The organism is Gammaproteobacteria bacterium, assembly GCA_013697705.1.
GTDB lineage: Bacteria > Pseudomonadota > Gammaproteobacteria > UBA6002 > UBA6002 > UBA6002.
In genome coordinates, this window is sequence record JACCWJ010000011.1 from 18,567 (window position 1) to 33,894 (window position 15,328).

General features: G+C 36.4%; 7 protein-coding genes. All 7 read right to left on the minus strand.

Annotation, left to right across the window (positions count from 1 at the left end; translation table 11 throughout):
• Positions 1 to 97: 97 nt before the first annotated feature.
• The 7 genes from H0U71_03035 to H0U71_03065 are packed head-to-tail and all read right to left on the minus strand — an operon-like array spanning position 98 to position 15,113.
• Positions 98 to 1,279 (minus strand): glycosyltransferase, encoded by a 1,182-nt coding sequence (locus tag H0U71_03035; protein MBA2654026.1) that lies wholly within the window; start codon positions 1,277 to 1,279, stop codon positions 98 to 100.
• Positions 1,279 to 3,921, minus strand: coding sequence for an AMP-binding protein (locus H0U71_03040; GenBank protein MBA2654027.1), 2,643 nt, complete (start codon positions 3,919 to 3,921; stop codon positions 1,279 to 1,281). The genes H0U71_03035 and H0U71_03040 overlap by 1 nt, the downstream gene beginning before the upstream one ends.
• Before the next feature lie 5 nt (positions 3,922 to 3,926).
• Complete coding sequence (locus tag H0U71_03045; GenBank protein MBA2654028.1) at positions 3,927 to 5,528, minus strand: PfaD family polyunsaturated fatty acid/polyketide biosynthesis protein; 1,602 nt, start codon at positions 5,526 to 5,528, stop codon at positions 3,927 to 3,929.
• On the minus strand, positions 5,515 to 6,975 hold the full coding sequence (locus H0U71_03050) for a hypothetical protein (GenBank protein ID MBA2654029.1): 1,461 nt from the start codon (positions 6,973 to 6,975) through the stop codon (positions 5,515 to 5,517). The genes H0U71_03045 and H0U71_03050 overlap by 14 nt, the downstream gene beginning before the upstream one ends.
• Complete coding sequence (locus tag H0U71_03055; GenBank protein MBA2654030.1) at positions 6,972 to 9,368, minus strand: hypothetical protein; 2,397 nt, start codon at positions 9,366 to 9,368, stop codon at positions 6,972 to 6,974. Before H0U71_03055 ends, H0U71_03050 begins: the two co-directional genes overlap by 4 nt.
• The gene (locus H0U71_03060; protein MBA2654031.1) at positions 9,365 to 11,728 is read right to left on the minus strand and encodes an SDR family NAD(P)-dependent oxidoreductase; all 2,364 of its coding nucleotides are present in this window, start codon (positions 11,726 to 11,728) and stop codon (positions 9,365 to 9,367) included. The genes H0U71_03055 and H0U71_03060 overlap by 4 nt, the downstream gene beginning before the upstream one ends.
• Positions 11,700 to 15,113, minus strand: a complete 3,414-nt coding sequence (locus H0U71_03065; protein MBA2654032.1) for a hypothetical protein — start codon at positions 15,111 to 15,113, stop codon at positions 11,700 to 11,702. The genes H0U71_03060 and H0U71_03065 overlap by 29 nt, the downstream gene beginning before the upstream one ends.
• Between the last annotated feature and the right edge of the window lie 215 nt (positions 15,114 to 15,328).

Sequence of the window (15,328 nt, forward strand, 5' to 3'; positions counted from 1 at the left end):
TATTCTTAAAAAAGTTGTCCACAAAAAAAATGCACTTAAGTGGATCTTATGAACATTCACTTGGAATTTTTATTGAAATTCGTGCTGGTTAATCGAGTCACATTTTTACGCGTAAATTCTTTCGGAGTTCTTTCGCTGAATAAAATGTCGTTCTCCAATATGCGCCTCCTCTGAGGTAAAATAAAATAGTAGCTCGCCACATGCTAAACATGAGTAACAGAAATCCAAGCGGTGCAAAAAATGCCGCCCACCATGATCTTTTAAATACGTAATTGATTTTTAGTGCAATTAAACTCACACCAATATAAATTAGCGCAGGCCAGGCATACACTATAGTGTAGGGCAAAAATAACATGAATAAGGGGCCTAATAATAAGAGTACAAAAATACTGTTGATAGTGATAAATCTCCATAATTGATAATGGAAAATAGTAAAGCTATTTTTTTCTATGCCTCTAAGTAGTTCTTTAAAGCTGGAATACCAATGATGAGACACATCCTCTAATCCGAGAATAATCTTGGTTTTTGCATGCGAATTTTTCATAAGAAATCCTAAGCCTAAATCATCTAGTATTTCCATTCGCAGCCATTCAAAGCCTTCAGAATTTTCAAGCGCTTTTTTTCTAACTAAGTTGAAACAGCCAAGCCCAAAACCTTTACCATTTTTTTTGTCAATGTTTAATCCAATAGTTTGTAGTGTCAATAGGAGGTTGGTGCTATAGAGGGACTCAAGTAAAAATTTAGTGGCAATGCTGGGATTGACTAATAAATCTGGCATTAATACTAAATGATCTAATTGTTCAAATTCGGATAATGCAATTGTTTTTTTAAGCGCATTTTGTTTGAAAAGTATACTGGCATCTGTAAATAACAACCATTTACCGCTGGCCATTTGAACACCTTTATTTAGCGCATTTGTTTTACCTAACCAACCTTTAGGTAAGTGATCAATATGAACAGGAACGACACGTTGATCTTGTCGGTGTAGTTGGTCAATGAGTTCGGGCGTAGAGTCAGTAGACCGATCATTAATTAGGATTATTTCAAAATCAGGATAATCATTAGCTAATAAAGATTGAATTGCAGGTAAAATTATATCTTCTTCATTACAAGCAGGAATAATGATACTTAATCGTGGCCATTGAGTTGGTTCTGGTAGGGTGAGTTTTTCAAGCTTATCCATTTTTCGGATTATTTTAAGAGTGGATATATAAATACCAATCCAGATTAAGCCAGTTATAATTGCATATATTATGATTATCAAATGCCAGATACTCACTATAGCTTCCTCAAATGGGGTTGGTAGATTAAATCTTCGAGCAGCATACAATAATCGATTAAAAATTGTTCTATAAAATCAGGGCTATAAGTGTTTTTATCATAAATAACACGCATTTCTAGCTCTTCATTATTTATGATATTTATCCTGACCTTGAAAGTAGTTTCATCAGGATTACTATAACTAATTATTTTATCTATAATGAAAGGTGAGTTGGCAGCTTGAGGGGTAGGGTAATTTTGATAGGCAAATAATATATAGCTAAGTGGAGCGTTGAGCCTCTTTGGAAATAAATAGTCTTTAATAGTACCTAAACTAATATCTTGATATTTAATGTCATTTTTTGTATTTTTGACGCTTTGTTGCATGAGGGTAAGAAAATTATCTGACGCGGAGATGTAAGTTCGTATCGGTAAGAGATTAGAAAAATAGCCTATTACTTTGTGGCTTTTAAAACTATTACGGCAGGCGAAGGGGACATAAACTAAGACATCTCTTTGATTAGTATATTTTGATAGCAAAATATTTAGGCACGTCAATGTAATGTTGAAAATAGTAATTTTGTGTTGCTTGCTAAAGAGGGTCATTCTATTAAAATGATCTTTGCCTAGTAAATGTTGGAAAGATGTGTGATCGAAATTTATGCAAGAACTGCTAGATTTTTTTAATTCAAATGGGATCTCTACATTTTGTAAACGATTTTCCCAGTATTGAAGTAGTTCTTGTAATTTACCTTCTTGTAACGTTTTATATTGTTTTACTACAAAGTCTGAAAACTGCATTTTCACTGGCGCCAGAGTAGCTGGATTATTCTGTATTAATCCGCTGTAAATACTCATTATTTCATGGAAAAAAATTCCAAACGACCATCCATCAAAAATAATTGATTGGATAAATATCATTAAGTAATAATTAGAACTTGAAAACTTGATGATAATGCTTTTAATGGCAAGATCTGTTTCTAAATTAAACTTTGTTGCAATTTCTTCATTAGCTATTTTATTGGTTATTTTTTCTGTGTTACATTCGAGGGTGTGTTGTTCATCAATGTATAAATGATTCATCATCGTATTATTGACTATTTTTTGCATAAGTTGTCCGTCAATAATAGTGAATTTGGTACGAAGTGCAGTGTGTCTTTTGGTTACTTCATCCAAACTTGTAGTTAAGATCTCTGCGTCTATCGGACTAGTAATATGTAATACGACGCCAATATTATAAATGGGAAGCTCTGGCATTAACTGACTGGTACACCAAATACGTGCTTGTTCAAGAGATGCTGGCGCATATTGTTCGGTAGTATCCGTTAAGCAAAACAAATTATTGTTGAAAAAAAATCCCCGCTCCCCTGTTGCATAATAGAAGTTACTGTTAATGTTAGAAAATTCACTTTCAAATGAGATAATTTTTAACTTGTTAGCGTCCCAGTAGCGTGTAGGGATTGATTTCCCATTAACCAAAATTTCGCCCACTTCGTTTTCTGAGCAAGGAATTACTGTTGTTGGATTAATAATGATAACATCTCCAGCAACCAAATTACCATAGCTAACGAGTTGCTTTCCATCGTCGCTATGTGTTTGAATAACTAGATTAGCTTCCAATGCTTCAGAATCAAATGTCAGTACTTCCGATAAAGAATTATAGGGCTTAATAGCAATGGCAATTGTTGAGTCAAGTATTCCGTAGGCAGGTGTGAAGGCTAGTGGTGAAAATCCATGAGGTGAGAATAATTCACAAAATCGTTTTGCTGTGTCAGCTCTGGTTGGTTCACCACTATCATACGCAACTCGCCAGTTATCTAGCGATAAATTCTGGCATATATCGTAATCATAATATCTAACACATAATTCAAAACCCAAGTTGGGACTGGTACAAATATCAGCTTTGTAATGCGATATTATCTGTAACCAGCGAAGAGGGTAGGTGAGGATGGTGTTAGGTGAAACTATTATCATCGAGCTTCCTTCAAATACTGTTTGTAAGATATCTCGACTATAGTGGCGTGGTGACCAAGTTACTGTTTTAGAATTTGAAGAATACTCAAGTAATGCATGAAGATTTATAGCGTTATACATTAAGTTGCTGTGGGATACTGCCACTATTTTTGAATCACTATTCATGTCTGTTGGATAGTGAAATAACGCGATGGTATCGGGAGGTACAGGCGTAATAGAGCGTTTAGTGATATCTTGAATAAGTAAATTTTCTATTGCAAATTTCTTTGTACCGCTAGATTCAACTAATTGGATCAAGTCTACTATCGATTTAGTTGAAATTATAATATGGGGGTTAATTTCATGGATAATTTTTCCTATTTTAATGTATTCTAATCCGGCATCATTTGGGAGAGGAACTAACGAAGTTACAGTGACTCCAGAAACTAAACAACCTAAAAATGCACAGATATAATCTAATCCATTTAAACCAAGAAGTAATGCTCGGTTATTTATATATATTGCATTTTTTTGTAACATATCAGCAATGACATGTATTTTAAATACTAAATCAGAATAATTAACTGACTCTTTTTCCGTTATACCATCTGAAATAATAAAAGCTATTTTCTTAGGGAAATATTTGGCATGAGAGTATAATCTTTCAATAACGCTTATTTTTTTTATATCAAGATTATCCGTCGCCATATTATTTAATACTCAATTACATGAGGTCGGAAATTAAATGCATTGCTAGGTAATTCAATTCCATAAATTCGTAATTGATTCATCCTTGTAATTATTGCTGCGCCTTCTAAAAGATTTTTTGCTATTTGTACGACGCCTCGCTGCGTTATGTCTTCTAAAAATGATTCAACTACCCAAGCGTTAAAAGCTCCCATAGCTGGTCCACACCATATTTGATAATCAAGACGTCGTGAAGCATCCCCAATAATTGACCACTGACTTGAAAGGCCTAAATACCAACGAAAGATCAAAGCCATTTTGTACTTTGGGTCTTTTTCAGCGAGGGTGATGTGCTTTGGATTACGTTCTGTGAAAAATTGACAGGTCAATAGCCAAATATTTTCTAACGTATCACGAAAAATTTGTTGTTCAATTTTGTGTTTTTCGTCAGGGGGAATGTTATCTATAGAAGTATAATTTCGATAGACTTCATACAATTTGGCGGCGCGTTGTCCAAATAAACTGCTCCGTTTTAATACTTGCACCTTAACACCCAATTCAAACATATCTGCAGAAGGGGCCATCATGATATCTGCGATGTCAGCTTCTGCTAACATACGTTTACTTTCTTCGCACAGTCCAGATTCGATGCTTGCGGCATTAATACTGCCGGTGAGTACGTAAGCAGCACCGAGAGAAAAAGCAGCTGCAATTGCTGAGGGTGTTCCTAGTCCACCTGCTGTCCCTATTCTGAACGGTGTGTCATAGTGATATTTTTCAGCAAGATCTGTTCCTAACATATAAATCGTGCTAAATAGGGGTGCCAAGGGTCGATTATCTGTATGACCACCGGAATCTCCTTCTACTGTGATGTCTTCAGCAATAGGAATTTTTGCAGCAAATTGGGCTTCAAGCCGTGTGATTTTTCCTTGTGCAGTTAATTCATCCAGCATATCCTGTGGAGGAGGGGACATAAAATGTTTGGCGACTTCCGGGCGAGATAGTTTAGCTAAAATATAGTTTTGACGAATTATTTTTCCTTGAGGGTCTGACTGTAAACCTGTTGCTGCATAGCGTACAATCTGCGGGCTTAATGACATGTAAGCTGAAGCTGAAACGCAGCGTACATTAGATTCGAGATAAAGATTAACTATAGCTTCTTCTAAGGCAGGTTCTTGAGGGCTATGTATCAAATTTGAACCCCAATTTTTGGCTGAGCTTCCGAGTGCCTGTTTGATTAAATGTAAATTTTTTTGAATGACTTCGGGAATTAAACCCGCAGATCCAAAAAATCCAAAAAGACCTGATTTTGCCGCGGCTATAACCATTTCGGCAGTAGCAATTCCGTTGGCCATTTCGCCGACAATATAAGCATATTTCAGTTCATGAAGTTTTATAAATTGACGATCGCCTAATAATTCAGGAGGTGATGGCGGCAATTTGGCAATTAAATTTAAGCTTTGTTCTTTAATAATAGTTTCAACAACTTTATCATCAACACAAGGCAACAACCCATATTTTTTATTCATATTTTGAACAATAGCAATAGGAATGTGTATCTCTTTTGCTAGGCGAGCTATATTTACTGACGAAAAAATAAATTGGTTATCCTTATTATTTTTGTTCATACGCTTCTCTATTAGTCGTGATCATAAACTGATCATTTTTTTCAGTGATAGCAAAATTATAAATAATATGCGGTTCATTTTTCCAAAAAGTCGAATTAGGATTTTCAATTTCAATTTCAGCGGGGTGCACTTTTAGGATATAGGCAGTAAATTCTTTCAGTAAAATATGTTTAGCAAGTTCATCTATGGCTAATCCTCTTGGTATTAAATACAAATCTTCCAATAAATAGGGAAACCACTGCATGCGCTCAATATCTTGAAGGGTTAATGTTGCCGAATCGTTATTTACTGTTGCTAGATATACATCCGGGATATATTGTTTATCACGAACATACTCTCTAAGTTGAGCGGGTGGTACCTGATATATGAATCCTAAGGGAAAAAGTGCATCTATTAGTTCAAGTTCTGCCCAGACTTTATCATTTATGATGACGTAAATAAGAAATTTAGGAAACTGTTTGCTGAAATAAAATCCTCCAAAACGTGTTTCGCATCTGGCTATTCCCGTAGTGGGTTTGTCATCATAAAATTTCAATTTTTTAATTATACTTGGGAAGCTGACAAATCCTTTAGGTATATCACTATGCCAAAAAGTATAGCCTTCTCTGAAATGATAGGTGCCGTGAGTTACTGCATCGAGTAGAATTTGGTTTAACTGATCTTCATTGGCTAAGTCATTTTCAATGCGAAGGAGCATAGTTGAGCCATTTTGCCCAAAATCTATAAATGTGGCTGCTTGAAAGGCAGACTCATGAAATAAATAGAGATAGGGGGATGAGATATGTTCATCTATCTGTTGAATAGCCAGGGGCGGAGTAGGAGCAGTTGAAAATTCTTGTCCGAAAATAAATAATCCAGTAGCGATAGGAATAGCAGCGTTATTTTCAACAACAAAAAGTTTAGCTTCAGCAATGTCAGGTGACATCAAATTGACCAAAATTCTTAATGTAGTTGTATGTTCAATAATTAACCATTTAAAAACTTTGACGTCTTGAATCTCCAGCAATTTTTGGTCTGGAAAATGGAGGGCACTTTTCTTGGCTAAGATGTCAATAATACTCATCATAGGTAATACGGGGACAGTATGAATTGGACGATGATCTAATACCCAGCTTTGAATGGTTGGATCAAATTCTTCCTCATAGGTAAAACTAGTTTCCGGATGAATATTCTCTTCTGTGGAAATATTAGCATCAATATCATTAAACAGTTGCAATACCGCTAACCAGTTTTTTACACGCAATTCTAAAAATCTTTGGTGAGCATGCGATTGATTAATCAATAGATTCTCATGTGTCTCGGCAAAGGAAGCAGCTGAATCTGTTTTTGTTTTGGTAGTCAATTGTTTAGCCGTCGATAAATTATCATTATTTGAATTTTTTTTGACAGCTATAATTTTTATTCGGGGGGGATCGACATGCATTTTAAAAATCATTTTTGTTTTCATGTCGTGACCCTATTTGTTATTATCATCGGTTTATAACTTCTCACATAAATATCTTTTTTTGTTCCTCCAAGTGCTTCAATGCTCGTTTTGGCATGATGGATTTTATTTTCACCCAATTGAAATTGTCCATCACACGCTAATATCGCATATAAAAGGTGAAGTAATCCGCTAGCTGCGTGAGCATGACCAAATAACTGAGTCACTATACTTTCTTCTGTGTCATTTAACTTAATTTCGTAATCGAACGACACATTAGGATCGTCATTGATAACTGCATAAATATGATTATTATGTGCAATAGCATCATCAAGTCGTTTAAGAACCATCGCCACCGCAGCATCACCCGGAATCTGTTTGTTATTACTTAATACTTGTTTTGCTGCAGAAATATGTACTGGGGTACAACACATATCCACAGCGCCAATCACTACAGTATTCATTTCATATTTTTGTAAAGCTTCGCAGCCTACATCTAAAGCAACCACACCCGAAAGCTCTTCTGCACCTATGCAGTAGCTCGGTCCTTTTAAATCAAATTGAGAATTTAAACGATTGGTGACAATGTTAGATAAAATACCTAAAACGTAGGCAGGGTCATTTTTATCGTTTTCAAAAATCAATTGCAGATCTTTATTGGAAAAATCAAGATATTGAGTAAGAAGTGGTTTGATCCACGATAATTGTTTTAAGCATATTTCGGTATCATTTGACATTCCAATTAAGACAGATGCGTTAGCTTCATCAAAGTTGTTCGTGTCAATGACTGCTTCTTGCATCGCCTTTAAAATAGCTAATTGTTGACCTAGCGTTTGTTTCAAATCATTAGGTGGAAAATGTATCTCTCTAATATCGAATTCTAATTGCTCGATTTGGCCTCCTAACGTTTGATCATTTGATTTTCTTAAAGTTGATTTACCTTTCTTAATCGTGGCTATGAATTCATTTTTATTATTTGCAGATGATGCAATAACACCTATGCCAACTACGGCTATAGGAGGTTTCGAATCATTAATATGAGTGACTATATTTTTATGAGATGCTTTTTTTTGTGGCTGCCACTCTTCAACAATCAAGTGTGCATTATTACCACCAAACCCAAAGGCATTAATTGCAGCTAAACGCGCTTCATTATTTTTGGTCGCCCAAATTATTGGTTCTGAATTCAATTGAAAATTTGACTCATGTAATATCTCTAGAGGATTTTCGACAGCATACGGCGTGGGTGGTTTAATTCCGGACTGTAATGCTGCAATTAATTTGATAAGGGCTGTACCTGCAGATGCCGTTAATGTGTGACCTATAATTCCCTTAAGTGCACCGATTGATATGGGTCGATCAAAAATTTTTGCCATACTTTTAATTTCTATACTATCCCCTAAAGGCGTTCCTGTAGCATGGCACTCGACCCACGAAATATCCGCTGGATCAATATTTGCATATTGATAGGCTTGTTGCATGGCATTGATTTGACCATTTTCAGATGGTATGAGTAAATTTCTATCTGATCCATCATTCGATAAACCAATGCCACGTATCACTCCTAAAATAGAATCATGATCGTTAATGGCATCATCTAAGCGCTTTAAGACAAAAGCAGTGGCTGCTTCAGAGGTGACTAAACCATCCGCTTCTTTATGTAAGGGCCTTATTTGTCCTGTAGGACTCATGGCTTGTAGCATATAAAAGCCAATTTTAAGTAGGGCATCATCAGAGTGATTTATACCTCCAGCCAGCATTAAATCTGCACTTCTATTGTGTAGTTGATCGCAAGCGCCTTTAATCGCATATATAGTTGAAGCACAAGCTGCATCAAGCATATAACTTGACCCACTTAGATTAAGTGCTTTCGACAATATGTTGACAGGGAGGCCCACTGAAAAGCGATTAATGGCTTCAGGTGATTCATTTTCCAAATTTTGTTTTTGTTCCTTGCTCACCACCTCGTCATCTTGTGATAGAAGCCAAGCGATTTCGCCAAATCTTCTTAATGTAGTAGAGGGTAAAAATAAGTTGCCAAAGATAGCGCCAGCTTTTAACTGCGATAAGCTATTTAGGGGATGATGAGCGTCCTGTAATGCTTCACGACTTACATGAAGTAACCATTGAAATAAATCGTCTAATTTTAGAATAAATTCAGCGGGTAGGTTGTAAACATGTGGGTCGAATACCTTAGTGAAATCTGAGATATAGCCACCTCTCAAAATTAACTTGTCGCTAGAGGACAGGTGAAATCGATCTTTAAATACTATTAGAGGATCTATAGCCCAGGAAGATTCGGTCAAAGTAGTTAAACAATCTTTTTGAGCAAGAATATTCTGCCACAGCTGCGTTGATGTTAACGCATGAGGCGCCAGACATGCACGGCCAATAATGGCGATTGGCTCAAAATTCATACCGATCCTCCCAGGTCAGACTCACTGGCATTATCCTGCTGTTTTATTTTTTCCCCAGAGGCTACAAATTCCAGATCCTGAATTTCTGCAATGCGATTGCCATCATTATCTAAAAATAGCAAATTAGAAATAACTTGAAATTTATTTTTTATTTTAGCTTGAAAAATACATTGAGCAGTTCCCGGTATTACCCCCGATTTATATAATCGAAATTCACCCATCCTATTGGGTAAGACTAATTTTTTTAAATAATGACCTGCCCACAATCGAATAAGCTGCAATCCACCATCTAACATAGCAACATCTGTTAACCAGTTCTCATTTGGCCATTGTTTATCTATAATCCCACTTAAAAAGGCAGCGCCACCGGTATCGTGAAATTCAATCAATTCTTTTAATACCTGAAAATCTTGGCCATGAAAAAGCAGGTTACCATCATATATCTGATTAATTGACCAAGGCCACGACCCCTTTTGTTGTAATTCATACTTAATTGGCGAAGAGTGAAGTTCAGATTCAGCATTTGCACTATAGCGCACAACTCCTTCAGTATCGCGTAATTCTAATACCATGGCCTCATGTGAATTTTTGTGATGTATATTAGCAATAACAGTAAAATAATGTGATTGCTCAGTAAAATTATCCAAACGAATTCCACGAATTACTTGAATATTTTTAAAGATTGAATGTAAGGGATTAAAACCTGCTATTTTAGCGGCCCTGATTAACCATTCTAATGATAAACACATAGGGATAACTATGCTTTCTTTTATAACATGGCTATTTAAATAACGATGAGTGGTAATACTTACGTGTTGCTTTAATTCAGTAATATTTTTAGTATGCTTTGATTTGAATTTTTCTTTTCTCACTAATTTACTGCCTAATATCACTTCTACTTGATCAGGATCAGCATTAATCAATTCATTAGTAAACAGGTTGGCACCTTCTTGTAGTGAAATTAAATGAATACCTCGTTGTTTAAACAATTCTCTCAAAGAGGAGTTAACCATGCCTACATCCCATGGTCCCCAATTAATCGATTTAACTAAGCAACTATCACCACGTTTTGTATGTTCCGCTTGAGCTACCTTGTTTAATATTTCATTTGCCATTGCATAATCTGCTTGACCTGGATTACCAAAGCGACCTGCTACCGATGAAAATAATACAATCAATTTTAAATTATCAGAATTAGTGGCCTCTAAAAGATTTCGCAAGCCATTAACCTTGGTATCGAAAACCGAATCGAATTGTGAATCGCTTTTGTCTGCAATGGACTTGTCTGCTAACACTCCTGCGCCGTGAATTATGCCATCAATAGCTCCCCACTTAGATCGTGCTTTATCAAGAGCATGTGTTAGTTTATTAATATCTTGAACATCTGTCGTGAGATATATCACTTCGACGCCTGATTTTTCAAGCTCATTAATTGTATTATTAATTTCTCGTATCGCTAGAATCTCTTGTAACTGCTTTTCAACTTTTTTTGGTTCTAATGCTTTTCCATTTGCGGTGAGATCTTTAATAATTTGTTGTTGTAGTGATTTTTTATCTGAAATGGATTTGTATTTATCTGCTTCTTTCTTTAAATCGGTACGCCCTAGTAAGACAATACGGAGCTGAATATTCTTTGCTAATTGTATTAGGCAGCTGGCCGTAATACCTCGAGCCCCTCCTGTGGCTACCAAGACAGATTTTGGTGGTAAATTAAACTTACCCTGCGCTTCATTTTCTTTTAGTAACTGTAAAACAATGCGACTGTTATTGGATGGCAACCCAACTTCGATATCATCTTGTTGATTGACTATTTCATTAAAAATTTTATCAGCGACTATTTTTGGCGTACAATTATATTGTTCTATATCAATCGCTTTTCCCTTCACTTTAGGCCACTCTTGTAATGCCGTTTTAGTTAGTCCCGCTATTCCTCCTAACCATGCACGTGTATCACTTAAATTTTTTAAGCCAAAATATCCTCCTGTATCTTGTACGGTAATGAAGCGTCCACCTTTATCGCTAAAGGTCTTTGCTATTTGACGTGCTTCATTGAATATTTGCTTATTGATAGAGAGAGCTGTCTCTAGGTGATTAATTTTTTGAAGTCCCGTCAAGGAGATAACGCAATCTGAATTGGTGGGAATATTCGTAACAACTGTAGCTTTAAAGTGGTGTAGTCTTAATTTCTTTGCTAATTTAGTCGCTACACCATTTTTATCATCCGTAATTGCAATAATGGAGTTTAGAGGTAGGTTATTCGACGTTTTTTTAGCAGCCTTTTCTGCAGTTGCTAGAATATATCGATGAATTTTTGGTGCCGCAGAATGTTCTTTAGCTAGATTTTTTTTTTTCTGAAGCATCCTCAATCATTTTATTTTGAGATTTTTCTATATAGTTGACAATTTCCTGCAGTGTGTTTAATGAGGCGATTTCACTAGGATCTGTATCTGGCAACTCGGGCAGGTTTTCTTGTATCCCTGCTAAAATCTCCACTCTTTTTATAGAGTCTATACCTAAATCTGACTCAAGCGACATATCTAGGTTTAACATGTCAGCAGGATACCCCGTTTTTTCAGCAATTGAATTTAATAGAAGCTCGGCAATTTGAGCGCCTTCGATTAATGTTTTCGGTGTATGTACCGAGCGAGAAGGAGGTATTACCTGTGAAATTGAGGCTGGAGAGGGGGATGATGATTTATTATCGGCTGTTAGTTCCCTTTCTGGTGTAGTTTCAGTTGCTTTGAAATCAGCTGCTGTTATTGGTTTTGATGGAGTAGCCAAAGTCGATATGTTAGGTGGTTTTTTATCACTTTGTCGTATTGGCATTACTTTTGCGGATATATTCGGAGGCCTGGACACATTTTTTTTAGGATGAGAAGTAGATAAGCTACTAAAAATGGTTTCTACTGTTTTAAGAAACGCTAAATGACTTTTTAACATTGTTTTTTGATAAGTGTTATGTGCCTCTACTGTTTGCTGCTGAAAACGATCAAATAGCTGAAGCAACACAGGATCATTTGATGGTTGTATTTCTTCCTCGTTGTCCATTACTTGAGGGGCTTTTTCTTCGTTTGTACCAATACTGTTATCGGCTATTTTTTTATAGTTTTTGTTTATAGCTAGATTTCCTCTTTCCGCAGGAGCATCACTACCCAGCTTGGATTTTTTATCAGACATCTTTATTTCTCCCCTCATAATAGGTATAGCTTCATTTTGAATAAAAGTGTGGGAGGCTACTGGTATGGATTTTGATTGAGCTGAAATATCTTCTTTTGAAGGATAAAGCTTTCCATAGCAAGTGCCTGTGATGTCAACACTGTGTGATTTATGATGTGTAATTTTTGGTGGTTCCTCAACGCTGAAGTCAGCCCACAAACTAGTAAAATTAATTGGAACACCAGCAGTAAATAGCTGGGCTAGTGCACGCCAAAAATTTATAATGCCATCGTTCCTTGGGTCATCTAAATTAATCACTTGAATGGTTTTAAATTTATCAGCAAGTTGTTGTTCAATTAATGTGGTTAATAAAGTATTTGGGCCAACATCAATAAAAATTCTCACCCCGTCTTGATACATCTTATCAATTAATTTTTTAAATATTTCAGCCTGATCATCTTTACTTTGATCATTATAATTTAAAGCCAAATTTAACAGGGTAGTCATATCAAAATTATCTGTTGAAAATGATGCACCCAATTCTCCAAGACCCAGTCCTTCGAAATGATCAATTTTTAAATTTAACTTTTTCAATAAGCTAATGAATACTAGACTAGATATAACAATGGCAGGATTAGCATTTCTGCTCTGATTTAGATCATTTTTTTGTTTAATCGTATTTGTGTCATCAAAACTCGGAACTGGATAGACAATTGTATGTAGTTTAGTATTGATATCAGATTTCGTGCTGACAGCTTCATCCCAAATTTCACGAGCACAGGAAAAGTTTGTGGTCATGTCTTTAGCCATATTCAAATATTGACTGCCTTGACCTGGAAATAAACAAGCTATTTTCACCTTATTTTTTTCATGCCGAATACTATAATAGGTGTCAATCTGGTGGAGCAACATTTTATCCGGCTTATTTTTTATATGAAACATTATCTGGTTCAATTTTTTTTTCAAATCATCCAAACTATGTGCAACTATAGCAATTTGGAACTTTTGATTTTGTTTTACATTACTCTGAGATTCTCTTGCGATGAAAGTTAAAGAGCAATTATTAGTAGAATTTACTATTTCTTGGCATTGACGATACAACGGGTCAACTTTATTGGCTGTCAATGTAATAAGCTCTGTAGACCAAGTGGGTAGTAGAGAGGGATGCTTTCCTGGACCGGTATATTCCTCTAATGCAAGATGAAAGTTACTTCCACCAAATCCAAAAGCACTCACACCCGCACGTCGCGGCGACTGACTGCTGTGTATCCATGGTCTTACCTCGGTGTTCAAATAAAATGGACTCTCTTGAAGATTTAACTTGGGATTTGGTTTGTCTACTTTAATTGTTGGCGGTAATACTTTATGGTGCAATGCCATAACAACTTTAAATAAAGCGGCTGCTCCTGCAGCTCCTTTAGTGTGACCAATTTGTGACTTAATCGAACCTAATGCACACGTTTCCCTATGATGGCCATTTGATTGTGCAAATGCTTTACGTAATCCATTTACTTCAGCCATGTCGCCCGCTTTTGTTCCGGTTCCATGTGCTTCAACTAACTCAACGCTATCCGCAGTAAAATCGGCCATTTCGTATGCTCTGAGAATTGCTCGTGACTGACCTTCTGCCACTGGCGCATAAATACTGGTGTGGCGTCCATCAGATGAAGAACCAATGCCGCGAATGACTGCATAAATTGAGTCTCCATCGTGTTCGGCATCTTCAAGTCGCTTTAGTACAAATAATCCGATACCTTCCCCTAGCAACGTGCCATCAGCTTTATCTGAGAATGGCCGGCAATCACCGCTGATAGAGAGGGCTGGTGTTTTACTGAAACAAAGATAAGTAAAAGGATCGTTGAGCGTATCTGCACCTCCTGAAACTGCCAGATTAATTTCACCTAAATTTAATTCATTAAATGCAGCGGCGACGGAAGAGAGGGAACTTGCACAAGCTGCATCAATGACACAGTTAGTCCCACCGAAATTAAAACGATTAGCAATGCGACCCGCAACAACGTTGCTGAGTAAACCAGGAAAGGTACTTTCCTGCCAAGGTAAATAGGTGCTAGTGGCAGTATCACAAATTTTTTTGGCCATTTCTTTTTCAATACCATGCTGTCCAAGTGCTTTCTCCCAAACCGGCTTTGAAAGTCGGTTACTCATTTCAAATGCTAATTGTTGACCACAAGTAATGCCTAAAATAACGCCGGCTCGACTTAAATCCAAATGACGATAATCCCCCCCCGTAGCTGAATTTAATGCTTGCTTAGTCACTAGCAATGCAAGTAATTGGGTGGAGTCTGTGGCGGCTAATATTGAAGGGGGAATGCCAAACTCAAGAGGATCAAACGTAGATGGTCCAAGAAATCCACCTCTTTTACAATATGTTTTATCGGTGGCTTTAGGATCGGGATCGTAATAATCTTTTAACAGCCAATAGTTAGGAGGAACCTCAGTAATTAAATCTTTTTTTTGCAAAATATTTTTCCAGAATTCCTCGGCATTCTTCGAAGAAGGAAATAAAACCCCTAGGCCTATGATAGCAATAGGCTTTATTTTGATCTGCTTAGATTTCAACCTCCGCACATTCTCGCTCCATATCTAACTGAAACAGCATTAACTAAAAGTATAGTCTTAATAAGAGGGGGAATTTAGCGAAGAAACGAGAAAACAAACGCGTTGCCTCATTGAAAAGTGTTACCGAAGGAAGAGAATCGTTGCCTCACAATTGAGGTTACCCAATTTGTTTGTTAATAATGTAACTATCTGCCTGCTGTTGCCTGTGGGCCCTCATTAATAGT